15 protein-coding genes are annotated in these 23,233 nt (G+C 63.4%); 10 read left to right on the top strand and 5 right to left on the bottom strand.

The annotated features are described in order from the left end of the window. The 5 genes from LB536_RS12330 to LB536_RS12310 all read left to right on the top strand — a co-directional run bounded on the left by LB536_RS12330 (position 1) and on the right by LB536_RS12310 (position 6,075). Positions 1-2,046, top strand: coding sequence for a bifunctional metallophosphatase/5'-nucleotidase (locus tag LB536_RS12330; RefSeq protein ID WP_224592552.1), 2,046 nt, complete (start codon positions 1-3; stop codon positions 2,044-2,046). A gap of 146 nt (positions 2,047-2,192) precedes the next feature. After that, positions 2,193-3,254, top strand: coding sequence for a ferrochelatase (gene hemH / locus LB536_RS12325; RefSeq protein WP_224592549.1), 1,062 nt, complete (start codon positions 2,193-2,195; stop codon positions 3,252-3,254). A 52-nt stretch (positions 3,255-3,306) separates the two neighbouring features. Beyond that, positions 3,307-4,518 (top strand): NAD(P)/FAD-dependent oxidoreductase, encoded by a 1,212-nt coding sequence (locus LB536_RS12320; RefSeq protein ID WP_140756031.1) that lies wholly within the window; start codon positions 3,307-3,309, stop codon positions 4,516-4,518. A 121-nt stretch (positions 4,519-4,639) separates the two neighbouring features. Continuing rightward, a complete protein-coding gene (locus LB536_RS12315) occupies positions 4,640-5,590 on the top strand; it encodes an SPFH domain-containing protein (RefSeq protein WP_127278883.1) in 951 nt (316 codons plus the stop codon). Positions 5,591-5,610: 20 nt separating this feature from the next. Continuing rightward, entirely contained in the window at positions 5,611-6,075 is a 465-nt protein-coding gene (locus LB536_RS12310) for an NfeD family protein (RefSeq protein ID WP_140810577.1), read from the top strand. A 237-nt stretch (positions 6,076-6,312) separates the two neighbouring features. Here LB536_RS12310 and LB536_RS12305 read toward each other — a convergent pair whose 3' ends face one another. Then, entirely contained in the window at positions 6,313-7,314 is a 1,002-nt protein-coding gene (locus LB536_RS12305) for an SIS domain-containing protein (protein WP_140756037.1), read from the bottom strand. A gap of 245 nt (positions 7,315-7,559) precedes the next feature. Between LB536_RS12305 and LB536_RS12300 the strand changes: the two genes are divergently transcribed. Next, complete coding sequence (locus tag LB536_RS12300) at positions 7,560-9,344, top strand: outer membrane beta-barrel protein (RefSeq protein WP_224592546.1); 1,785 nt, start codon at positions 7,560-7,562, stop codon at positions 9,342-9,344. A 219-nt stretch (positions 9,345-9,563) separates the two neighbouring features. Here LB536_RS12300 and galU read toward each other — a convergent pair whose 3' ends face one another. Continuing rightward, the gene (gene galU / locus LB536_RS12295; RefSeq protein WP_181178348.1) at positions 9,564-10,478 is read right to left on the bottom strand and encodes a UTP--glucose-1-phosphate uridylyltransferase GalU; all 915 of its coding nucleotides are present in this window, start codon (positions 10,476-10,478) and stop codon (positions 9,564-9,566) included. Between the two features lie 200 nt (positions 10,479-10,678). On the opposite strand from galU, the gene LB536_RS12290 reads away from it, so the two are divergent. Beyond that, complete coding sequence (locus LB536_RS12290) at positions 10,679-11,902, top strand: lytic murein transglycosylase (protein ID WP_140810578.1); 1,224 nt, start codon at positions 10,679-10,681, stop codon at positions 11,900-11,902. A gap of 30 nt (positions 11,903-11,932) precedes the next feature. Next, on the top strand, positions 11,933-13,162 hold the full coding sequence (locus LB536_RS12285; RefSeq protein WP_224592543.1) for a DUF459 domain-containing protein: 1,230 nt from the start codon (positions 11,933-11,935) through the stop codon (positions 13,160-13,162). On the opposite strand, the gene LB536_RS12280 is transcribed toward LB536_RS12285, so the two are convergent. Both LB536_RS12280 and gltB read right to left on the bottom strand, forming a co-directional pair. Continuing rightward, positions 13,159-14,613, bottom strand: coding sequence for a glutamate synthase subunit beta (locus LB536_RS12280; RefSeq protein WP_224592541.1), 1,455 nt, complete (start codon positions 14,611-14,613; stop codon positions 13,159-13,161). The two genes, LB536_RS12285 and LB536_RS12280, sit on opposite strands and share 4 nt — an antisense overlap. Positions 14,614-14,754: 141 nt before the next feature. After that, a complete protein-coding gene (gene gltB, locus LB536_RS12275) occupies positions 14,755-19,488 on the bottom strand; it encodes a glutamate synthase large subunit (RefSeq protein WP_224592539.1) in 4,734 nt (1,577 codons plus the stop codon). Between the two features lie 490 nt (positions 19,489-19,978). Between gltB and LB536_RS12270 the strand changes: the two genes are divergently transcribed. Further along, positions 19,979-21,031, top strand: coding sequence for a threonine aldolase family protein (locus LB536_RS12270; protein ID WP_224592536.1), 1,053 nt, complete (start codon positions 19,979-19,981; stop codon positions 21,029-21,031). Positions 21,032-21,101: 70 nt separating this feature from the next. On the opposite strand, the gene LB536_RS12265 is transcribed toward LB536_RS12270, so the two are convergent. Next, the gene (locus tag LB536_RS12265) at positions 21,102-21,569 is read right to left on the bottom strand and encodes an Hsp20 family protein (RefSeq protein WP_013893124.1); all 468 of its coding nucleotides are present in this window, start codon (positions 21,567-21,569) and stop codon (positions 21,102-21,104) included. A 480-nt stretch (positions 21,570-22,049) separates the two neighbouring features. Here LB536_RS12265 and LB536_RS12260 point away from each other — a divergent pair, with 480 nt between their 5' ends. After that, positions 22,050-23,027: an alpha/beta fold hydrolase gene (locus LB536_RS12260; RefSeq protein ID WP_224592533.1), complete on the top strand. Its 978-nt coding sequence runs from the start codon at positions 22,050-22,052 to the stop codon at positions 23,025-23,027. The last annotated feature ends 206 nt before the right edge of the window (positions 23,028-23,233 follow it).

Genomic DNA, 23,233 nt, shown 5'->3' with positions numbered 1-23,233 from the left:
ATGAAGAAGCTTGCCGCCATTGCCGCCCTTTCCGCGTCGACACTTGGCCTGTCGGCCGGCGCATCCTTTGCCGACTACACACTGAACATCCTGCATATCAATGACTGGCACAGCCGCATCGAAGGCAACAACAAATATGAATCGACCTGCTCTGCCGAGGAGGAGACCAAGGGCGAATGCATCGGCGGCGCCGGCCGGCTGATCACCGCCATCGCCCAGGAACGCAAGAAGCTGGAAGGCCAGAACGTGCTCTTGCTCAGCGCCGGCGACAATTTCCAGGGTTCGCTGTTCTACACGACCTACAAGGGCAAGGTCGAAGGCGAGTTCCTCAACGACATGAAGTTCGACGCCATGGCGCTCGGCAACCATGAATTCGACGACGGCGAAGCGGCATTGGCGCCGTTCCTCGACATGATCAAATTCCCCGTGCTCGGTGCCAACGTCAAGGCAAACGCGCAGTCCAAGCTCGGCGACCGCGTCAAGCCGTCGATCGTCGTCGAGGTCGGCGGCCAGAAGATCGGCATCATCGGCGCCGTCACCAACGACACGCCCGAACTCGCCTCGCCCGGCCCCAACATCACGATTGAGGACGACGTCAAGTCGATCACGGCGGAGGTCGAGAAGCTCAAGGGAGAAGGCGTCAACAAGATCATCGCCGTGACCCATATCGGCTACAACAGGGAGCGCGATGTCATTGCCAAGATCCCCGGCATCGATGTCGTGGTCGGCGGCCACAGCCACACGCTTCTGTCCAACACCGATCCGAAGGCGGCTGGCCCTTACCCGACGATGGTCGACAATCCGGACGGCTACAAGGTGCCGGTGGTGCAGGCGGCGTCCTATTCGAAATATCTCGGCGAGTTCAAGGTGGTGTTCGACGACAATGGCGTCGTCAAATCGGCGAGCGGCGACCCGATCTATCTCGACAAGTCGATCACGCCCAATCCCGCGGTGCTCGCCCGCATCAAGGAGCTCGGCGCACCGATCGAGGCCCTGAAGAACAAGGAAGTGGCCGAGACGACCGACGTCATCGACGGCAGTCGTGAGAGTTGCCGCACCAAGGAGTGCGCGATGGGCAACCTCGTCTCCGACGCCATCCTCGACCGCGTCAAGGGACAGGGCGTCGAGATCGTCATCTCCAACGGTGGTGGCCTGCGCGCCTCGATCGACAAGGGCACCGTCACCATGGGCGAGGTGCTGACCGTGCTGCCGTTCCAGAACACGCTGGCGACCTTCCAGATTTCCGGCAGGGATCTGGTCGCCGGGCTCGAAGGCGGACTCAGCCAGATCGAGGACGGCGCCGGCCGCTTCCCGCAGGTGGCGGGCCTCAAATATTCCTTCGACAAGTCGGTCGCGCCCAATACCGGCCGTGTGAAGTCGGTGGAGGTGATGGAAAACGGCGCCTGGACGCCGATCAATCCCGACAAGGACTATCTCGTCGCCACCAACAACTATGTCCGCCAGGGCGGCGACGGCTACAAGGTCTTCGCCGAAAAGGCCAGGAACGCCTATGATTACGGCCCCGGCCTCGAACAGGTCGTCGCCGATTATCTCGGCGCCCACCAGCCCTATACGCCGAAGCTCGACGGCCGCATCACCGAGATCGCCGCAACGACAGCGGCGGCTCCCGCCGCCGAGCCGGCCAAGCCTGCCGAACCCGCAACGCCCGCCGAAGCTGCGCCGGCGATGCCTGAACTGCCTGCCAATTCAGGCGATATCGCCAACACACCGCCACCCATATCGACGGAAAACGCGCCTCCGCCACCGGCCCCGCCGGCGCCCGCCGAACCGGCAAAGCCTGCCGAGACCGCCCCCGCGGCACCCGCGCCCGCCCCGGCGGCACCCGCGACCGCCGAGCCGGCAAAGCCCGCTGAAGCCGCACCGGCCACAGGCAGCCATGTCGTCGTTACCGGCGATACCTACTGGGATCTGGCGAAGAAAGCCTATGGCGACGCGACCAAGTGGAAACTCATCTATGAGGCGAACAAGGATCAAAGGCCGCATCGGCTTGTGCCGGGCGCAACCCTGACCATCCCGGCGAAGTAACGTCATTTCGCTTTCAGCGGGAGCACCCGCCGGGGAAACCTGGCGGATGTTCTGTTTCCGGTCGGAAAGGCGGTATGGTGCGGCCAGACGCTGCATTGAAAACCGGCGCGCCATCGCTAGTTTCACGCCGTGTCCGGAGAGCCCTTATGACGCCTGCCAATGCTGTCGACCCCAAGACGATCAAGCCGGTCGGCCCGACAGCGGGACACGCGCCGGCCAAGGCTGGCAAGGTCGGCGTCATGCTGCTCAATCTCGGCACGCCCGACGGTACCGAATTCAAGCCGATGTGGCGGTATCTGCGGGAATTCCTGTCCGATCCGCGCGTCATCGAACTCAACAAGGCGATCTGGTATCCGATCCTCTATGGGCTGGTGCTGACCAGGCGACCGAAGAAGTCGGGCGCCAACTACGCCCGGATCTGGAACCGGGAGAAGAACGAGTCGCCGCTGCGCACCTACACCCGTGCACAAGGTGAAAAACTGGCCGAGGCGCTACGAGACCTGCCCGATGTCGTCGTCGACTGGGCGATGCGTTACGGCAACCCTTCGACATCGAGCGTCGCCGAAAGGCTGGTGGCGCAAGGCTGCGACCGCATCCTTTCATTCCCGCTCTATCCGCAATATTCGGCGACGACGACCGCCACCGCCAACGACCAGCTGTTCCGGGCGCTGATGAAGATGCGCGCGGCACCTGCCGTCCGCAGTGTGCCGCCCTACTATGCCGAGCCGGTCTACATCGAGGCGCTCGCCAGTTCGATCGAACGGCAGCTGGCGACGCTCGATTTCGAGCCGGAGTTGGTCATCACCTCCTATCACGGAATCCCGAAACCCTATTCCGACAAGGGCGATCCCTATCGGGCGCATTGCCTGGAGACGACGCGGCTGCTGCGCGAAAAACTCGGCTGGGACGAGAACAAGCTGATCACCACCTTCCAGTCGCGCTTCGGCGCGCAGGAATGGCTGCAGCCATATACCGACAAGATGGTGGAGAAGCTGGCCAAGGACGGCGTCAAATCGATTGCCATCGTCAATCCCGGCTTTTCCGTCGACTGCATCGAGACGCTGGACGAGATCGGCCGCGAGGCGGCCGAGACCTTCCATCATGCCGGTGGCGAAAACTTCGCCCACATCCCATGCCTCAACGACAGCCCCGAGGGCATGGCGGTGATCGAAGCGATGGTACGCCGCGAACTGTCAGGCTGGGCCTGACACCGGAACAACACAAGCTCCGGGGCGTTGAGCAGCGCCTCCGGAGAATTCGATGCTCCGCAAACTCGACCTCAGGACCGGCCAGCCCGTCTGGTCCGCCTATCGCGCGCCCGCGGTGCCGATTGCCAGTCTCACTCGGGACGTCAAGACCGATGTGCTGATCATCGGCATGGGCATCAGCGGCGCCATGATGGCCGAGACGCTGACAGCGGACGGTCACTCCGTAATCTGCATCGACCGGCGTGGGCCGCTGAAAGGATCGACAGCGGCAACCACGGCGCTGGTGCAGTTCGAAATCGACCAGCCGCTTTCGGTTCTCTCGAGGATGATTGGCAAGGCCCAGGCACGGCAGGCCTGGCGACGTTCGAGGCTGGCCATTTCCAATCTCGCCGCCCGCATCGAAGAGCTCGGCATCAACTGCGGCATGAGCCGCACCGCATCGCTTTATCTGGCCGGTACCGTGCTCGACCCATCGGGATTGCGCGAGGAAGCCGAGGCGCGACGGCGAGCCGGCATCGCCGCGACCTATCTGACCCCTCGGCCGCTCGCCGAGGCGTTCGGCATCGACCGCAGCGGCGCCATCCTCAGCCATGGCAATATCGCGCTCGACCCGCGCAAGCTGACGGCCGGGTTGCTGCTCAGGGCTCGGGAGCGCAAGGCACGTCTCTATGCGCCGGTCGAATCGGCAGCGATCAAGGACAGCGCCGACGAAGTGGTCGTGGCAACGAGGGACGGCCCCGCCATCACGGCATGGCACGTTGTCCTGGCCACCGGTTACGAACTGGTCGACATCGTGCCGGCGGCCGCCCATCGGGTCATATCGACATGGGCGATCGCGACCCGCCCGCAACCGCGAAAGCTCTGGCCGGGTGCGGCGTTTGTCTGGGAAGCTTCCGATCCCTATCTCTACGTCAGGGCAACGGCCGATGGCCGGGTCATATGCGGCGGCGAGGACGAGGATTTCATCGACGAGACGCAGCGCGATGACCTGATCGGCGACAAGAGCGCACGCATCGCCGCAAAACTAAACCTGATATTTCCGCATCTGGACGTCAGCCCCGATTTTTCCTGGACCGGCTCCTTCGGCACCACGACGTCAGGGCTGCCCTATATCGGCGCCATTCCGGGGCATCCTCGCATCCATGCCGTGTTGGGATATGGCGGCAACGGCATCACCTTTTCGCGGATCGCTGCCGAGATCGTCTCGGCATCGATCGACGGGCTTGAAGACACGGATGCAAGCCTGTTTGCCTTCAACCACTGAGTGTGTAACCGCAAACAATCCCTCATCACCTGATTGTAACGCTACTGAAATACACTTAAGTCTTTGGCGAAGTCGGCTGTGCGGGAATGGCTTGCGCGGCCTGCTTCTGAGGGAGAGCCAAATGGATTTCAGTGGTTTCGATATTGCGGTCGTTGTTTTGGTCGCGCTTGTCGTGCTGGTGCTGTTCAAGGGCATCAAGACAATTCCGCAAGGATACAACTATACCGTCGAACGTTTTGGTCGTTATACCAAGACACTGAGCCCCGGCCTCAACCTCATCACGCCCTTCGTTGACCGGATCGGCGCCAAGATGAACATGATGGAGCAGGTGCTCGACGTTCCGAGCCAGGAGATCATCACCCGCGACAACGCCATCGTCGGTGTCGACGGCATTGCTTTCTACCAGATCCTCAATGCGGCGCAGGCCGCCTATCAGGTTGCCGGCCTGCAGAACGCCATCCTCAACCTGACGATGACCAACATCCGTACCGTCATGGGTTCGATGGACCTCGATGAGCTGTTGTCCAACCGCGACGCCATCAACGAGCGCCTGCTGCGCGTCGTCGACGAGGCGGCACACCCATGGGGCATCAAGATCACCCGCGTCGAGATCAAGGACATCAACCCGCCAGCCAACCTGATCGAATCGATGGGCCGCCAGATGACCGCCGAGCGCAACAAGCGCGCGCAGATTCTGGCCGCCGAGGGCCTCAAGCAGTCGCAGATCCTCGAAGCCGAGGGCCGCAAGGAAGCCGCCTTCCGCGACGCCGAGGCGCGCGAACGCTCCGCCGAAGCCGAAGCCCGCGCCACCCAGGTGGTGTCGGAAGCGATTTCCAAGGGCGACGTGCAGGCGCTTAACTACTTCGTCGCCCAGAAATACACCGAGGCCCTGACCAGGATCGGTTCGGCCACCAACAGCAAGGTCGTGCTGATGCCGCTGGAAGCCTCGTCGCTGATCGGCACGCTTGGCGGTATCGGCGAAATCGCCAAGGAAGTGTTCCGCAGCGAAGGCACGACCGGCGCGCAGCGGCAGGCGGCACGTCCGCCGGTAGTCCGCCCGAGCGAGAATTGAGATCGTAGGAGGTTACTCCCATGCTCGATCGCATCGTTTCTGAACTCGGGCCGTGGAACTGGATGGTCCTGGGCTTCGTGCTGCTGGTGGTAGAGGTCATCGCGCCGGGCTTCTTCATGCTTTGGATCGGCATCGCCGCCCTGGTCATCGGCGCGGTGTCACTGCTGATCTGGGATGCCGCCATCTGGACATGGCAGGTCCAGGTGCTGCTATTCCTCGTACTGTCACTGGTTTCAGCCTTTGTCGGCAAGAAACTCATGGGCGGACGCGACCAGCCGAGCGACCAGCCGCTGCTCAACCGCCGTGGTGCGCAGATGATCGGGAAGATGGCGACGCTTGCCGAACCGATCCGCGACGGCCGCGGCCGCATCAAGCTCGGCGACACGCTGTGGCGCGTCTCCGGCCCGGATCTGCCCGCCGGCACCCAGGTGCGCGTCACCGCCGCTGCCGACACCGATCTGGAACTGACGGTGGAACGGGTCTGAGTTTCCAGGCCGCCAATACCTGAATAGCACCGGCGCAAGATGTGTTGAGATTCAGGTCAGGCCGAGTCGAGAACGACGGCTTTCGAGAACCGGAGCGGAGCGTACTTCAGTAGGTGAGCACCGGCCTACGCCGGCCGAAGCCTTGCCACGATCCCTCATGAGTGCTTCGGCCGGCGAAGGCCGGAAGCGCAGAAAGCCGCCGTTCGCAGGCCGGCTTCACCGGAATATCAGCGCACCTTAGGCTGCGCCGATGCGCAACAGGTCATGGAAATGCACCACGCCCAGCGGCATGTTGTTCCTGGTCACCACCAGCGCGCCGACATTGTGCTCGTTGAGCAGCGCGATCGCCGTGCCTGCGAGCGTCTGCGGGTCGACCGTCTTGGGCGTGCGGGTCATTACCTCGTCGACGATGACATCGGCTAGGTTGCGGTGCAGGTTGCGCGCGACATCGCCGTCGGTGATGATCCCCGCCAGTTCCCCATTCGCCTCGACGATCAGCACGCAGCCGACCTTCTTCTGTGACAGCGTCATCACCGCTTCCGGCATCTTGGTGCCGAGCGCGGCCAGCGGCATCTGGTCGCCGACCCGCATGATCTCGGACACCATGGTCAGGTTGGCGCCGAGCTGGCCGCCGGGATGGAAAGTGCGGAAATGGTCCGGCGTGAAGCCGCGCGCCTCGAGCAGCGCAATCGCCAGCGCATCGCCGATGACCAGCTGCAGCAGCGTCGATGTCGTCGGTGCCAGGCCATGCGGGCAAGCCTCGGGGGCGCGTGGCAAGAGCAATACCACGTCGGCCGCGCGCGCCAGCGCCGACGTCTCCCCGGAGGTCACGGCGATGAGCGGAATGGAGAAGCGCCGGGAATAGGCGACGATGCCCATCATCTCCTTGCTCTCGCCCGACCATGAGATGGCGATGATGGCGTCGTCCCTGGCGATCATGCCGAGATCGCCATGATTGGCCTCGACGGGGTGGACGAAGAAGGCCGGCGTGCCGGTCGAGGCCAGCGTCGCCGCGACCTTCGAACCGATATGGCCGCTTTTGCCGACACCGGTGACGATGAGCCGGCCCTCAATCTTCGAGATCATTTCGACGGCCTGGGCAAAGGGTGCTGCCAGTCCGTTCTCGAGCGCGTCGGCAAGGGCCGCGATCCCGGCCTGTTCGGTTGCCACGGTTCTCAGCGCCGATTCGATCGACGCTTGCCTGTCCAAGGGCTTCTTTTCCAGGGATTTCGCATGCATGGATGATGCGATTAGCGCTTTGCCGCCCGCCTGTCCAACGGAAATGGCCCCGCGTCTGTTGCTCAAACGCCGTGCGATCGATTGGGACAACGACAAGCGCAAGAACAGGAAGCTCAACGACGGTCGTAAGACTCCCAAATCGGCGTTCGAGGCCCATGGCGCGCACGGCCTCAACCCTCCGTTAACCATCCGCATTTACGGTTCGGTAAGTATGGCGCGCATGCGCCGCGCAAGCAGTGGTGGCGATGTCCGGGGTCCAGCCAGAAAAATTGAGAGGACGACAGGGCAAGGCGGTCTGCGCGTTGCTGCTGGCGACCAGCATCCTTGCCTTGCTGCGTCCCGCGCCGCTCCATGCCCAGGAAACGGAACTGCGTGGAGAAGTGTCCGAATCGGCGATCCTGTCCGACCAGCAGCGCAAGGCGAGAAGCCTGGTTCTCGCCCAGCAAGCGGCGGCCAACGCTGCCGCGCAGGACGATGCGCCGGCGCGTACCTATCTGCCGGCCAGCGTCGGGGCCGTGCCTGACGACACGGACGCCGCGAACTCGACCACCAGCGTCTTCGACCCGCCCCAGGCGGTCGAGGAGGCCTCCGCCGACACGCCAGCGCCGCCCAAGCCACGCCGCACTTCGACCGCCAGGCAGAATGCGGCTGACAAGGCAAAGGACAAGGCAGCCGACAAGTCGAAGAAGAAAAAGACCACCAAGGCGGCTACAGATCCAACCACCACCGCCACGACTGCCACCACGGCGACGACGGACGACACCGACAGCAGCGCGGCGGACAAGGAAGCGGCCAACCGCCGTGCACTCACGATCGACAGTGTGGACAGGCAGAAACTCGATGCCGGCGCCGAGCGCACCGCCGCAATCGAGGGCCAGAACAAGAAACCAGAGGATGATCCGTTTTCCGCCACCGGCGTCAAATGGGGCTCCTTCGTCATCCGGCCGACCATCGAACAGGGGCTGACCGCCACCACGAACGGCGATTCGAGCAGTGCCGGTACATCGGCGCTGCTGTCCGAGACGGCGCTGCGCTTTACCGCCGCTTCCGACTGGCGCGAAAACTCCGCGACCATCGACGGCTATGGCATTTTCCGCGAAACCGTGTCGGGCTACCCGGTTCACGATGCGCAGGGCCGCATCGAAGGCCAGCTCAATGTCGACCTCGACAAGGAACTGCGCGCCATCGCCAAGCTCGGCTACGAAGCCGTGCCGGAATCCGCGTCTTCGCCCGATGCCATCGCCGGCGTCAGCACCCAGCCGCTGCGGCAGACGATCGACGGCAGCATCGGCGTCGAGAAGGCGGTCGGCAAGATGCAGTACACGTTGACCGGGGCGGTCTCACACGACTTCTATGGTGACGCCAAGCTCTCGGACGGCACCTCGCTGTCGCAGAAAGATCAGGACAACACGCTCTATACCGCAACCTTGCGCACCGGCTACGAGATATCTCCAGCGCTCACGCCCTTCACCGAAATCGAGGTCGGCCGCCGGGCCTATGACCAGCGCATCGACAATGAAGGCTTCGAGCGCTCCTCGACGCGGCTTGGCGCCCGCGCCGGCCTGCAACTCGACATGGGTGAGAAGCTGTCGGGTGAATTCTCGGCCGGCTGGCTCAGGGAGGCGATCGACGACAAAAGCCTGGAAGCGATTTCGGGGACCACCGTCAATGCCGATCTCAAATGGTCGCCGCAGCGCGGCACCACGATCGGCCTGACCGGCAAGACCACCGTCGAGACCACGACCACGTCGGGCGAAAGCGGCGATATCCTCTACTCCGGACGCCTGACCGGCGAACGCGTGATCCGATCCAATCTCACCGCGAATGCGGCTCTGGGCCTGGATTGGCGCGACTATGTCGGCATCGACGGCCACGACAGGATATTGAGCGCCGAGGCCGGGCTGACCTGGTGGCTGAACCGCTATGCCGGTCTCACCAGCCGGGTGAGAACCGAAAAACTGACCAGCAACCTACCCGGCCGCGACTACACCGCCAACAGCATCTACCTCGGCGTGAAGGTGCAGCGCTGAAGGCGTATGAGCTTCGTCATCCTGGGGCGTAGCAAGGAGCGAAGCGACGCGGCGCAGACCCCAGGATCCATGCCGCGACTTATGGGTCGCCTCCGCGATGGCAGGCCTGGGGACATCGTTCCGGACCGCTACACTCTGGGTCTATGTAACGGAATGGATCCTCGGGTCTCCGCGACGTCGCTACGCTCCTGCTTTGCCCGAGGACGACGAAAATGGGGCCTAAAATGCCGCCCCGCGGCGCTCCGATGGCTGCATCTCGTCGAGCAGCGTGCGGATGACGCCGGCCATGCTCTGGTTCATGTCGTTGCGCCACAGCGCGAAGGCGACATTGGCCTCGACAAAACCTTCCGGCGAACCGCAATCGAAGGTACGGCCCTGATAGTGGTAGCCGTAGAAGGCCTGCTGCTTCTCCAGCTTCAGCATCGCGTCGGTGAGCTGGATCTCGTTGCCGGCGCCCTTCTCCTGTCCTTCCAGAATCCCAAATATTTCCGGCTGCAGGATGTAGCGGCCGTTGATGTAGAGGTTGGACGGCGCCGTGCCGGTCTTCGGCTTTTCCACCATTTCGGTGATGCGGAACCCGTGATGCGTGTCTTCGCCGCGGCCGACGATGCCGTATTTATGGGCCTCCGCCGGATCGCATTCCTGCACGGCGATGATGTTGTTGCCGGTTTCCTCGTAGAGCTCGACCATTGCTTTCGTGCAGCTCTTCTCCGACTGCATGATCATGTCCGGCAACAACAGGGCGAAAGGTTCGTCGCCGACCAGTTCGCGCGCGCACCAGACGGCATGGCCGAGACCCATCGGTACCTGCTGGCGGGTGAAGCTGGTCTGGCCCGGCAACGGCTGCAGTCGTTGCAGTCGGGCAAGCTGCTCGTCCTTGCCGCGCTGTGCCAGTGTGTCATAGAGCTCGAACTGGATATCGAAATGGTCCTCGATGACCGCCTTGTTGCGGCCGGTCACGAAAATGAAATGCTCGATGCCCGCCTCGCGCGCCTCATCGACGACATACTGGATGACCGGCCTGTCGACGACGGTCAGCATCTCCTTGGGAACAGCCTTGGTGGCCGGGAGAAACCGCGTGCCGAGACCGGCGACCGGGAAAACTGCCTTGCGAACTCTCTTCATACTTTCAATTATCCGTTTGCTGGCCCGCACCGCAATCCCGTCTCGCGACATTTTCACGCCGGAATCGAAGATTACTGGGCGGGTGAGGGAAACTTCCACCGGTTAAAGCATCGAGGTGTCTTTTCGTTCCAGGCGACGCCTATGGTAAACCAATTCCTAACCCGGTTCGGCGATGAATGGTCTTTCCTGAGACAGAGAAGGAGGAAAAGATGTCCGTTCGCAATGCCGCAAAACGTTTTACCAGCGCCATGACGGCAGCCAGCCTCTCGCTCACTTTGCTCATCCCCACCGGGCCGGCTTTCGCCGACGCCGGGTTCCGGCAATGGGTCGCCGGCTTCCGCGCCACCGCCGTGGCGGGCGGCGTTTCCGGCGCTATTTACGACCAAGCATTCAGCGGCATCAAAGAAGCCGACCCGGTAGTGTTGGAAAAGGCTCGCACGCAGCCCGAATTCACCGCCCCCGCCTGGGATTATTTCGACAACCGCGTCCATGACCAGTCCGTCGCCGTCGGGCAGCTGATGGCGAAAAAGTGGAAGCCTTGGCTGGACAGGATCGAGGCAAGGTTCGGCGTCGACCGGTACGTTCTCCTGGCCATCTGGTCGATGGAATCCAACTATGGCGAGATCCTCAAGCGCGACGACATCATGCGCAACGTCATCCGTTCGCTGGCGACTTTGGGTTATGGCGACGCGAAACGTTCGAAATACGCTCGCACCCAGTTGGTCGCGGCCCTGAAGATCCTGCAAACCGGCGACATCGACGAGAGCCATCTGATGGGCTCCTGGGCGGGCGCCATGGGCCAGACCCAGTTCATCCCGACCAGCTACCAGCATTATGCCGTCGACATGGACGGTAACGGCAAGCGCGACATCTGGAATTCCATTCCCGATGCGCTGGCGACATCAGCCAACCTGCTCAAGAAGAATGGCTGGCAGGCCGGAAAGACCTGGGGCTACGAAGTCACGTTGCCGGCAGGCAAATTGCCGGCCGGATCCAAGACGCTGGCGCAATGGCAGGCGCTCGGCGTGGTCCGCGCCAGCGGCAAGCCGTTCAAGAGCCTCGCCGACAAGGCGACGCTGAAAGTGCCGGATGGCCGTGGCGGGCCGGCCTTCCTGATGATCAGGAATTTTTCGGTCATCAAGGCCTACAACAATGCCGACAAATACGCGCTCGCCGTCGGTCTGCTTGCCGATGAGATCGCCGGCGGCAACGGCCTGGTGCAGGATTGGAACCGGCCTTTCACCAAGCTCAGCTTCGAGGAACGGCAGGAGTTGCAGAAGCGACTTTCCCAGCATGGCCTTTATGATGGCAAATTCGACGGCAAGATCGGCGACGGCTCGAAGACGGCCATTATGGCCTATCAGGCAAAGGTCGGCTTGACCCAGGATGGCTATCCGAGCTTGGAAGTGCTGAAATGGCTCAGGCGGAAATAGAGTCTGACGTATTGAGTAGGGAGGGAACGATTGGTGTGGCCTGCGCGCATCGGGGCGTTCGTTCGTCGCATGCCGGTGCTGGTCCTGGCCTTCGCCGTGCTCGCCATTGCCGTGGCCGGTGCCGTCCATGCCCCAGCCATGGCGCAGGAGCAGCCGCAGCAGAGCCGCGGCTGGTCGTTGCGCGACCTCCTGTTTCCGCGCCGCAGCGAGCGGGTCGAGCCGCCGCAGGACATTCAGCAGGCGACGCCTAAGCCGAAGAAAAAACCGCGTGCGCCTCGCCCGCCAGCGGAGCCGGCAACGCCCGTGGTCGAAAAAGCGCCGGACGCCCACACCGTGCTGGTGGTCGGCGACTTCATGGCGGCGGGCCTCGCCGAGGGTCTGGACGACGCCTTCGCCGAGAATACCGGTGTCAGGATCGTTGTCCGCAGCAATGGCTCGTCAGGCTTCGTGCGCGATGATTTCTACAACTGGCCCGAACAGATCAAATCGCTGATCGAAACCGAAAAACCCGCCGCGGTGGTCGTCATGCTGGGGTCTAACGACCGCCAGCAAATGAAGATCGGCGACGTGCGCGAGCAGCCCCGCTCCGAGAACTGGACCAAGGAATACGAACGCCGCACCGATGAGTTCGGCAAGGCAATCGCCACCGCCAAGGTGCCTTTCCTGTGGGTTGGCATGCCGGCCTTCCGGGTGCCGAAGATGACCTCGGACATGCTGGCCTTCAACGACATCTACCACAAGGCGGCCGAAAGCCACGGCGGCGAGTTCGTCGATGTCTGGGACGGCTTCGTCGACGAGAACGGCGCCTTCATCACCAACGGCCCCGACATGAACGGCCAGCCCGTGCGGCTGCGCGCCGATGACGGCATCAACGTGTCCAAGGCCGGCAAGCGCAAACTCGCCTTCTACACCGAAAAGCCGCTGCTGAAGATCCTTGGATTGGCCGCGCCAGGAAGCGTGGCGCCGGCCGTCGCGCCGGCGGGCGCACCCGTCGAAGCACCTGCTCCGGCGGCCGCGCCCATCGTCATCGATCGCACCCAGCCCATGCTGCTCAGCGATCCCGCGCTCGACGGCGGCACGGAATTGCTCGGCGCCGCCCCGCCGCCGAAGGCCAATCCAGCTCTTCCCGGGGAAAGGCTGATGATCGAGGGCAAGGCGCCGGAGGCTTCGCCTGGCCGCGCCGATGATTTCTCCTGGCCACCGAAGGCAAGTTCGGCAGCCGCTGCGGCGGCCGATACCACGACGGCGATCAGCCCTTAACGCGGCAGAACGCTCGTCCCCATCAGCGCCTCGTCGATCGAGCGTGCCGCCTGGCGACCTTCGCGGATCGCCCAGACGACCAGCGACTGGCCGCGGCGCACATCGCCCGCCACATAGAGCCGGTCGACGCTGGTCTTGTAGTCAAGGTCGTTGGCCTCGACATTCCTGGAACGGCGGCTGTCGGTGGTGATCTTCATCTCACCCTCCAGTTCCGCCGCAACGCCCGCCATAGCCGGGCCGGCAAAGCCGATGGCGATGAAGGCGAGATCGGCGCGGATGACGAATTCCGTGCCGGGGATCGGCTTGCGCTTCTCGTCGACCTCGCAGCACTTGACGCCCGTAAGCTGGCCTTCCTCGCCGATGAATTCGAGCGTCGCCACCTGGAATTCGCGTTCGGCGCCCTCGGCCTGCGAGGACGAGGTGCGCATCTTGGTCGCCCAGTAGGGCCAGACGGAGAGCTTGTCTTCCTTCTCGGGCGGCTGCGGACGGATGTCGAGTTGGGTGACGCGCACCGCGCCCTGGCGGAAGGCGGTGCCGACGCAGTCGGACGCGGTATCGCCGCCACCGACGACGACGACATGCTGGCCACCGGCGATGATCGGATGCGACGGCCATGCCACGGACTGGATCGGCTCGCCGCCGACGCGGCGGTTCTGCTGGACCAGATAAGGCATCGCGTCATGCACGCCGCCGAGATCGTCGCCTGGAATGCCGGCCGCGCGCGGTGTTTCCGAACCGCCGCAATAGAGCACCGCATCATGTTCGGCGAGGAGTTCCGCGACGGGCTTGTCGACGCCGACATTGACGCCGCAATGGAAGATGACGCCCTCGCCCTGCATCTGTTCGATGCGCCGGTCGATATAGTGCTTCTCGATCTTGAAGTCCGGAATGCCGTAACGCATCAGCCCGCCGGGGCGGCTCTCGCGCTCATAGACATGCACGTCGTGGCCGGCGCGGCCAAGCTGCTGGGCGGCCGCCATGCCGGCCGGGCCGGAGCCGATGATGGCGACACGCTTGCCGGTCTTCTTCTCCGGCGGATAGGGCCTGATATGGCCGGTCTCATAGGCCTTGTCCGCGATCGCCTGCTCCACTGTCTTGATGGCGACCGGAATGTCCTCGAGGTTCAGCGTGCAGGCTTCCTCGCAAGGTGCCGGACAGATGCGGCCGGTGAACTCCGGGAAATTGTTGGTCGAGTGCAGGTTGCGGATCGCGTTATCCCAATCCCTGTTGTAGACGAGATCGTTCCAGTCCGGAATCTGGTTGTGGATCGGGCAGCCCGTCGGCCCATGGCAGAACGGAATGCCGCAATCCATGCAGCGCGCGGCCTGTTTCTCGACCTCCTTGTCCGACATCGGCAGCGTGAACTCGCGAAAGTGCCGGATGCGGTCGGAAGCAGGCTGGTACTTGTGCACCTGCCGGTCGATTTCGAGAAAGCCTGTTACCTTGCCCATAGTCCAGTTCCTGCTGTCCAGATGGTGCGGTTTTCGCCGCACCCGTTAACCTCTTGAGGCAGCCATGGCAACCTTGCACCCGAGGTCAAACTGACGATGAAGGGGCCGGGAAGCCTGGGCTCCCCGGCAATTCTCAAAAATCTATTCGGCCGCGACGCCCATGCGCATGCGTTCCATCTCGATCAGGGCCCGGCGGTATTCGACCGGCATGATCTTGCGGAATTTCGGCCGGAAAGTCGTCCAGTCGTCGAGGATCTCGCGGCCGCGCACCGAAGCCGTATAGTGCACGTGGTTCGAGATCAGCTGGTAGAGCCGTTCCTCGTCATGGCTGGTCATGTCGCCCGACACGTCGACGCGACCCTTGTGATCGAGGTCGCCGCCATGGTGCAGCAGCTTTTCCATCAGGTCGTCTTCTTCCGGAACCGGCTCCAGCTCGACCATGGCCATGTTGCAGCGCTCGGCGAAATCACCCGCCTCGTCCAGCACATAGGCAACACCGCCCGACATGCCGGCGGCGAAGTTGCGGCCGGTCTTGCCTATGACGACGACGACGCCGCCGGTCATGTATTCGCAGCCATGGTCGCCGACGCCTTCGACGACGGCTGCGACGCCCGAATTGCGCACGGCGAAACGCTCGCCGGCGACACCGGCGAAATACGCCTCGCCCTCGGTCGCGCCATAGAGCACCGTATTGCCGACGATGATGGAGTCGGCCGCGACGATCCTGGCTTCCTGCGGCGGCCGGATTACGATGCGTCCGCCCGACAGGCCCTTGCCGACATAGTCGTTACCGGCGCCGACGAGCTCGAACGAGATGCCGCGCGCCAGGAAGGCGCCGAAGGACTGGCCTGCGGTTCCGGTGAGCTTGACCTGGATCGTGTCCTCGCGCAGGCCCTTGTGCTTGAAGCGCTTGGCCACCTCACCCGACAGCATGGCGCCCGTCGAGCGGTCGACATTGCGGATGTCCACTTCGATCTTGACCGGTTGCTTGGCCTCGAGTGCGGGCTTGGCCAGTTCGATCAGCTTGCGGTCGAGCACGTCGTCGATCGGGTGCTTCTGCCGTTCGGTCCAGTGCACCGCTTCATGCGGCGCATCGGGCTTGTAGAACATCTTCGAGAAGTCGAGACCGCGCGCCTTCCAGTGCTGGATCACGTCGCGCTTTTCCAGAAGGTCGGCGTCGCCGATAATCTGGTCAAGATGGGTAAAGCCCATTTCGGCGAGCAGCGCCCGCACCTCTTCCGCCACGTAGAAGAAGAAGTTGATGACGTGCTCGGGCGTGCCCTTGAAGCGCTTGCGCAGCACCGGGTCCTGCGTCGCGACACCGACCGGGCAGGTGTTGAGATGGCACTTGCGCATCATGATGCAGCCGGCCGCGATCAGCGGCGCGGTCGAGAAGCCGAATTCGTCCGCGCCGAGCAGCGCGCCGATGATGACGTCGCGCCCGGTGCGCAGGCCGCCATCGACCTGCAGCGCCACGCGTGAGCGCAGGCCGTTCAGCACCAGCGTCTGGTGCGTCTCGGCAAGGCCCATTTCCCACGGGCTGCCGGCGTGCTTGAGCGAGGTCAGCGGCGACGCGCCGGTGCCGCCATCATAGCCCGAGATGGTGATGTGGTCGGCGCGCGCCTTGGCAACCCCCGCCGCGACCGTGCCAACGCCGACTTCCGACACCAGCTTGACCGACACGTCGGCCGCCGGATTGACGTTCTTCAGATCGTAGATCAGTTGCGCCAGGTCCTCGATCGAATAGATGTCGTGGTGTGGCGGCGGCGAGATCAGGCCGACGCCCGGCGTCGAATGCCGAACCTTGGCAATGGTCGCGTCGACCTTGTGGCCGGGCAACTGGCCGCCTTCGCCGGGCTTGGCGCCCTGAGCCACCTTGATCTGCATGACGTCGGAATTGACGAGATACTCGGCCGTCACGCCGAACCGTCCCGAGGCGACCTGCTTGATCGCCGAGCGCTCAGGGTTCTTGCCGCCGCCGGGCAGCGGCAGGTAACGGTCGGCCTCTTCACCGCCTTCGCCGGTGTTCGACTTGCCGCCGATCTGGTTCATGGCCCGCGCCAGCGTCGTGTGAGCCTCGCGCGAGATCGAACCGAACGACATCGCCCCGGTCGAGAAGCGCTTGACGATGTCGGCCGCCGGCATCACGTCGTCGAGTGCGACCTTCTTGCGGCCGGTCTCATCCGCCAGCCTGATCTTGAACAGGCCGCGGATGGTCTGGGCGCGCGCCGTCTCGCTGTCGATTTGCGCCGAATAATCCTTGAACGTCTCCCACGATCCCTGGCGCACGGCATGCTGCAAGGTGGCGACCGCGTCGGGCGACCACATATGCGCCTCGCCGCGCATGCGGAACAGATATTCGCCACCGACCTCAAGGCTGTTGCGCAGCACCGGATCGCTACCGAAACCGTCCGTGTGGCGGCTGACGGTTTCGCCCGCGACCTCATCCAGTCCGACGCCTTCGATCAGCGTGGCGGTGCCGGTAAAGTATTGCTGCACGAAATCGGTCTTCAGCCCGATGGCGTCGAAGATCTGCGCGCCGCAATAGGATTGGTAGGTCGAGATGCCCATCTTGGACATCACCTTGAGGATGCCCTTGCCGATCGACTTGATGTAGCGCGACACCACTTCGTAGGCGTCGACTTCTTCAGGCAATTCGCCACGCTTGTGCATGTCGAGCAGCGTGTCGAAGGCGAGATAGGGATTGATCGCTTCCGCGCCGTAGCCGGCAAGACAGCAGAAATGATGCACCTCGCGCGGCTCGCCGGATTCGACGACCAGGCCGACCGCGGTGCGCAGCCCCTTGCGGATCAGGTGGTGGTGCACGGCGGCTGTCGCCAGCAGTGCCGGAATGGCGATACGGTCCGGTCCGAGCTGGCGGTCGGAAAGGATGATGATGTTGTAGCCGCCGGCGACCGCCGCCTCCGCCCGCTCGCACAGCCGGTCTATGGCGCCCTGCATGCCCGCGGCGCCCTCGCTCGACCCATAGGTGATGTCGATCGTCTTCGTGTCGAAACGGTCCTCGGTGTGGCCGATGGAGCGGATCTTCTCGAGGTCGCCATTGGTCAGGATCGGCTGGCGCACCTCGAGCCGCTTGCGGCGCGAATTGCCGACCAGGTCGAAGATGTTCGGCCGAGGTCCGATGAAGGACACCAGGCTCATCACCAGTTCCTCGCGGATCGGGTCGATTGGTGGGTTGGTGACCTGGGCGAAATTCTGTTTGAAATAGGTGTAGAGCAGCTTCGACTTGTCCGACATCGCCGAGATCGGCGTGTCGGTGCCCATCGAGCCCACCGCTTCCTGACCGGTGGTCGCCATCGGCGACATCAGCAGCTTGGTGTCTTCCTGGGTGTAGCCGAACGCCTGCTGGCGATCGAGCAGGCTGACATCCTTGCGCAGCGCGCGCGGCTCGACCGGCTTCAAATCTTCCAGGATGAGCTGCGTATTGCCAAGCCAGGTCTTGTAGGGATGCCTGGTCGCGATCTCCGACTTGATCTCCTCGTCGGGGACGATGCGGCCCTTGGCCAGGTCGATCAGAAGCATGCGGCCGGGCTGCAGCCGCCACTTCTGCACGATCTTCTCCTCCGGCACCGGCAGCACGCCGGCTTCCGAAGCCATGATGACGCGGTCGTCATCGGTGACGATGTAGCGTGCCGGGCGCAATCCGTTGCGGTCGAGCGTGGCGCCGATCTGGCGTCCGTCGGTGAAGGCGACCGCCGCCGGCCCGTCCCAAGGTTCCATCAACGCCGCATGGTATTCGTAGAAAGCCTTGCGGTCGGCATCCATGAGCTTGTTGCCGGCCCAGGCTTCCGGGATCAGCATCATCATCGCGTGGCTGAGGCTGTAGCCGCCCTGGAACAGGAACTCGAGCGCATTGTCGAAGCACGCCGTATCCGACTGTCCATCATAGGAGATCGGCCAGAGCTTCGAGATATTGTTGCCGAACAGTTCGGAATCGACAGACGCCTGGCGCGCCGCCATCCAGTTGTTGTTGCCACGCACGGTGTTGATCTCGCCATTGTGGGCGACCATGCGATAGGGATGCGCCAGCTTCCACGACGGGAAGGTGTTGGTCGAGAAGCGCTGGTGGACGAGGATCAGCGCGGTCTCGAAGCGCGGATCGGTCAGGTCCTTGTAGTAGGCCCCGACCTGATAGGCCAGGAACATGCCCTTGTAGACGATGGTGCGCGCCGACAGCGACACGCAATAAGCGCCGATGTCCTTGTTGTCGTTCTCGGCGTAGATGCGGCCCGATATGACCTTGCGCAGCAGGTAGAGCCTGGCCTCGTATTCCTCGTCGTCGGTGATGTCAGCCGTGCGGCCGATGAAGACCTGGCGGTGGAACGGCTCGGACGCGACGATGTCAGCCGCCTTCGACAGCGACGAATTGTCGACGGGCACGTCACGGAATCCCAGCAGCGGCAGCCCTTCGGACTGCGCCGATTCCGCTATGACCTCTTCGACATGGGCACGAAGGATGGCATCCTGCGGCATGAACCAGTGTCCGACGCCATACTGGCCGAGCGGTGGCAGTTCGATACCTTGGGCCGCCATCTCCTCACGGAAAAAAAGATCCGGAAGCTGCACCAGCACGCCGGCGCCATCGCCGACCAGCGGATCGGCGCCGACGGCGCCGCGATGCGTCAGGTTCTCGAGCACGGCAAGCCCGTCCTTGACGATCTGATGCGACTTCACGCCCTTCATGTTGACGATGAAGCCGACGCCGCAGGCGTCATGCTCGTTGCGCGGATCGTAGAGACCCTGGGCGGTCGGGCCGCCGGTGGGCGCACGATTTTTGGTGGAGGTATTTTTGACGGCGGCCGCTTCCGTCTGCGCGGCCTGGCCGTTCGTCGCAGAGAGCGTCAATTCCGTCATCGTCCTATCCTCCGTTCCGCGCCACTTGGCATTGGTCAGCCTGTGGGCGCTGGTTTGCCTTGGCGAGCACTTGGGCTCGCCCTTCATCCTTGCGGCACGTCTTGCGAAATCGCCGAACCAGGCGGCACGCCGCTGGTTCACATCCGGTATCGTACAGGCCAGAGCCGGTCCGTCCACCTGTCGCTCGCGGCAAAAGCCGGAGTGGCCTAAACGATACGCCAATCCAGCCTGTTTTGTGCGACAAAATAAGACAGCACTACTGTCCTAAATTTTTATGACAGAAATCCAGAACCCACACAAGACCGATTCACAAAAAACTTGGCCGCGCCGCGACACAAAATTTCGTGACGCGATTGCAAAACGTAAGCTTCGGTCTCTGAAGGCGCCGCGAGCCCGACACTGGCTTTATCCGTTTTCTTGTGTCTGGCTCTTGCGGGCGGGTCATGAAACCGGTCAAGGTCCCAGCGATTTCCCCAGCACAGGCAGACGCATGTTCTTCGCTTCCGACAATTGGGCAGGCGCCCACCCAAGCATTGCAGCCGGCCTTTCGGCCCATACCGCCGGCTTTTCGACCGCCTATGGCGATGGTGCCCTCGACCAGGCCGTCTATCAGCGCTTCAGCGAGATTTTCGAACGCGAGGTGGCAGTGTTCTTCGTAGCGACAGGCACCGCCGCCAATTCGCTGTCGCTGACTGCCTATAACAAGCCCGGCGGCATTTCCTTTGCCCACCGCGAATCGCATGTCATCGAGGACGAGTGCGGCGCGCCGGAATATTTTTCAGGCGGCTCGCGGCTTCACGCCGTCGACGGCCCGCTGGGCAAGATCGAGCCACACAATCTGGACAGGGCGATCGGCCGTTTCGCCGGCGAGGTGGTCCATTGGGGCCGGCCGATGGCCGTCTCGATCACCCAGTCGACCGAGGTCGGCACTATCTATGGCCTGGACGACATCGACGCGATCTCAGCCATCGCCAAACACCATTCCGTGCCTCTGCACATGGACGGCGCCCGCTTTGCCAACGCGCTGGCCGCGCTCGACACGACGCCGGCCGAAATGACCTGGAAACGCGGCGTCGACATCCTGTCCTTCGGCGGCACCAAGAACGGCTGCTGGTGCGCCGAGGCGATCGTGGTGTTCGATCTCGACCGCGCCAAGGAATTGGCCTTTCTGCGCAAGCGCGCCGCACAGCTGTTTTCGAAGTCGCGCTTCGTGGCGGCGCAGTTCGAAGCCTATTTCAAGGACGGGCTGTGGCTCGACACCGCCAGGCATGCCAACGCCATGGCCGCGCGCCTCGCGGCGGCGATCGAGGATTCGGCCACGGCCAAGCTGGCCTGGCTGCCGCAGGCCAACGAAGTCTTCGCGGTGATCAAGAAAACGGAAGCCGAGAAGCTGCAGGCGGCGGGCGCGGCCTTCTACGACTGGCACAGGCCGCACGGCTTTGAGGGCCATATCGGCGAGGACGAACTGCTCTATCGCTTCGTCACCAGCTTTGCCACGACCTCGGAGGAAGTCGACCGTTTTGGCCAGCTGATCGCCGGATAATCAGCCTTCGCGACAACAAAAAAGCGGCGCCTTTCGGCGCCGCTTCCGTCTCGGGAGGAGACTTTAGACTTTAGGCAGCGGTCTTGGCCTCGATCTGCTTGGCCTTGGCCGGAGCCGAGGTGATCGCGATCTTGCGCGGCTTCAGCTCTTCGGGAATGTTGCGCTTGAGGTCGACGAAGAGCAGGCCGTTCTTCAGCGCGGCGCCGACGACTTCAACGTGATCGGCAAGCTGGAAGCGCCGCTCGAAGGCCCTGGAGGCAATGCCGCGATAGAGCAGCTCGGAGCCTTCGCCGGTGCCCTCGTCCTTGCGCTCGCCCTTCACGGTCAGCACGTTGCGGTGGGCTTCGATGGAGATCTCTTCATCCGAGAAGCCGGCAACCGCCATCGAGATGCGGTAGGAATCCTCGCCGGTGCGCTCGATGTTGTAGGGCGGATAGGTCTGCGCGCCATCAGGCTGCGCAAGCGAATCGAGCATCGTGAAGAGACGGTCGAAGCCGACGGTCGAACGGTAAAGCGGGGAAAAATCAACGTGACGCATGAGGTGTTCTCCTGTTGAGCAACATGGTTTGCGTATGGCCGGTGCGAAACCCGTAAGCGGCGTCTCGGCTGGACCAGCGACCCCGACATTGGCGGCCGCAACACACATCTGGGGAGCGCTCAAGAGCATTTCAAGTTTCGTTTGACGGCAAAAAAGGTGAGGCCGCGTGCCTTTGATGAACGGCAGATGAACCGGCGCTTCGGCGCCCGTTCAGACAGCCGCCGCTAAAGTGGCTTTCAAGATCAAGGATTGGCGGCGCCGGATTTGCAGAGGTGCCACATCGAGGCCGAACCGGGTGTTAACGTCCCTTCCTCCCGGATCGACAGGGGCCGGAAGCGCGCTCAAAGCCGCTTCCGGCCTTCCCTGGTGCAGGTCTCCGTAGTCCGGATTTGCTTTGCTTTTGATGTGTGGGCGTCTATCACCTTGACGAGGCCAGCCGCGAGGGGCTGGCGCGCCAAGACGCCGAGCACAAAGCGCCGAATGACGGATCTCCTCCACGACACACCCCTTTTTCACGAAGTTGAGGGCAATCCGCGACCGGAAAACGCCACCGGCGGCTTTTTCACCACGCGCGACCGCAAGAAGATACGCTATGGACTGTTCGCAGCGGTCGCCCGGCCGATGCGCGGCACCGTGGTACTGCTCGGCGGCCGCAACGAGTGCATCGAGAAATATTTCGAGACCATCCGCGATCTTGCCGCGCGGGGCTTCGGCGTCGCCACCTTCGACTGGCGCGGCCAAGGCGATTCCGACAGGCTGATCCGCGATCGCCAGCGCGGCTATGTCAGGTCGTTCCGCGACTATACGGCCGATCTGGAGCAGTTCTTCGAGGAGATCGTGCTACCGGACTGCCGTGGACCCTATTACATCCTCGCCCATTCCGCCGGGGCGGTAATCACGCTGCTTGCCGCGCCGTCGATGGTGAACCGCGTGCGGCGCATGGTGCTGATCGCGCCATTCCTGACATTGCCCGACCTGCCGGTCTCGATAGGGACGGTCCGCCGGGTCTGTTCGATTTTCTGCGCCCTGGGGCTCGGCCGGCTCTACGCCGCCTGGGGTCCACGGCCGAGACACACGCTGCCTTTCGAGGTCAACAAGGTGACATCAGATCCGCAGCGCTATCGCCGCAACACGCGCATCTATGAAGAATATCCGCAACTGGCGCTTGGCGGCCCGACGGTCCGCTGGCTGCAGGCGGCGGCGAAGGCGTCGGAAGCCATCAGCGACCCCGACTTCATGGCCCGCATTCAGGTGCCGCTGCTGATCATCGCCGCCGGCGCCGACCAGGTCGTCTCGACCAAGGCGGTGGAAAAATATGCGAGAAACCTGCGACTCGGTTCGCTATTGATGATCGACGGCGCCAAACACGAAATCCTGCAGGAAGTCGACCTCTACCGCGAACAATTCCTCGCTGCCTTCGACGCCTTCGTCCCCGGTTCCGACGACCCGACGGCCTGACGGGCACCGCGGCCCTTCCAGGGCAAGGCTAGAGCAATTCCAGGAAAGGCGCGTAGCGCTTTCCCCAGGGAATTGCGTGAAAACAAAGAGTTAGAGCGGTTCAGCGATTCTATCAAACGCTGAACCGCTCTAGGGCGTAGTGACGATTTAACTACCTGAGCCAGATAGCGATAGCGGCAAGTTTGACAAAGCCCATGAAGTTGGCG

Origin of the sequence: Mesorhizobium sp. ES1-3 (genome assembly GCF_020164795.1) — a bacterium.
In the GTDB taxonomy this organism is placed as follows: Bacteria; Pseudomonadota; Alphaproteobacteria; order Rhizobiales; family Rhizobiaceae; genus Mesorhizobium.
Note: the sequence above shows the minus strand (reverse complement) of the source record. Positions and strands in the feature narration are given on the sequence as shown.

Bases quoted from the DNA above. Each gene is read 5' to 3' on its own strand.
- LB536_RS12330 (WP_224592552.1), top strand. From the start codon at position 1: ATGAAGAAGCTTGCCGCCATTGCCGCCCTTTCCGCGTCGACACTTGGC.
- hemH (WP_224592549.1), top strand. From the start codon at position 2,193: ATGACGCCTGCCAATGCTGTCGACCCCAAGACGATCAAGCCGGTCGGC.
- LB536_RS12320 (WP_140756031.1), top strand. From the start codon at position 3,307: ATGCTCCGCAAACTCGACCTCAGGACCGGCCAGCCCGTCTGGTCCGCC.
- LB536_RS12315 (WP_127278883.1), top strand. From the start codon at position 4,640: ATGGATTTCAGTGGTTTCGATATTGCGGTCGTTGTTTTGGTCGCGCTT.
- LB536_RS12310 (WP_140810577.1), top strand. From the start codon at position 5,611: ATGCTCGATCGCATCGTTTCTGAACTCGGGCCGTGGAACTGGATGGTC.
- LB536_RS12305 (WP_140756037.1), bottom strand. From the start codon at position 7,314: ATGCATGCGAAATCCCTGGAAAAGAAGCCCTTGGACAGGCAAGCGTCG.
- LB536_RS12300 (WP_224592546.1), top strand. From the start codon at position 7,560: ATGTCCGGGGTCCAGCCAGAAAAATTGAGAGGACGACAGGGCAAGGCG.
- LB536_RS12290 (WP_140810578.1), top strand. From the start codon at position 10,679: ATGTCCGTTCGCAATGCCGCAAAACGTTTTACCAGCGCCATGACGGCA.
- LB536_RS12280 (WP_224592541.1), bottom strand. From the start codon at position 14,613: ATGGGCAAGGTAACAGGCTTTCTCGAAATCGACCGGCAGGTGCACAAG.
- gltB (WP_224592539.1), bottom strand. From the start codon at position 19,488: ATGACGGAATTGACGCTCTCTGCGACGAACGGCCAGGCCGCGCAGACG.
- LB536_RS12270 (WP_224592536.1), top strand. From the start codon at position 19,979: ATGTTCTTCGCTTCCGACAATTGGGCAGGCGCCCACCCAAGCATTGCA.
- LB536_RS12265 (WP_013893124.1), bottom strand. From the start codon at position 21,569: ATGCGTCACGTTGATTTTTCCCCGCTTTACCGTTCGACCGTCGGCTTC.
- LB536_RS12260 (WP_224592533.1), top strand. From the start codon at position 22,050: ATGACGGATCTCCTCCACGACACACCCCTTTTTCACGAAGTTGAGGGC.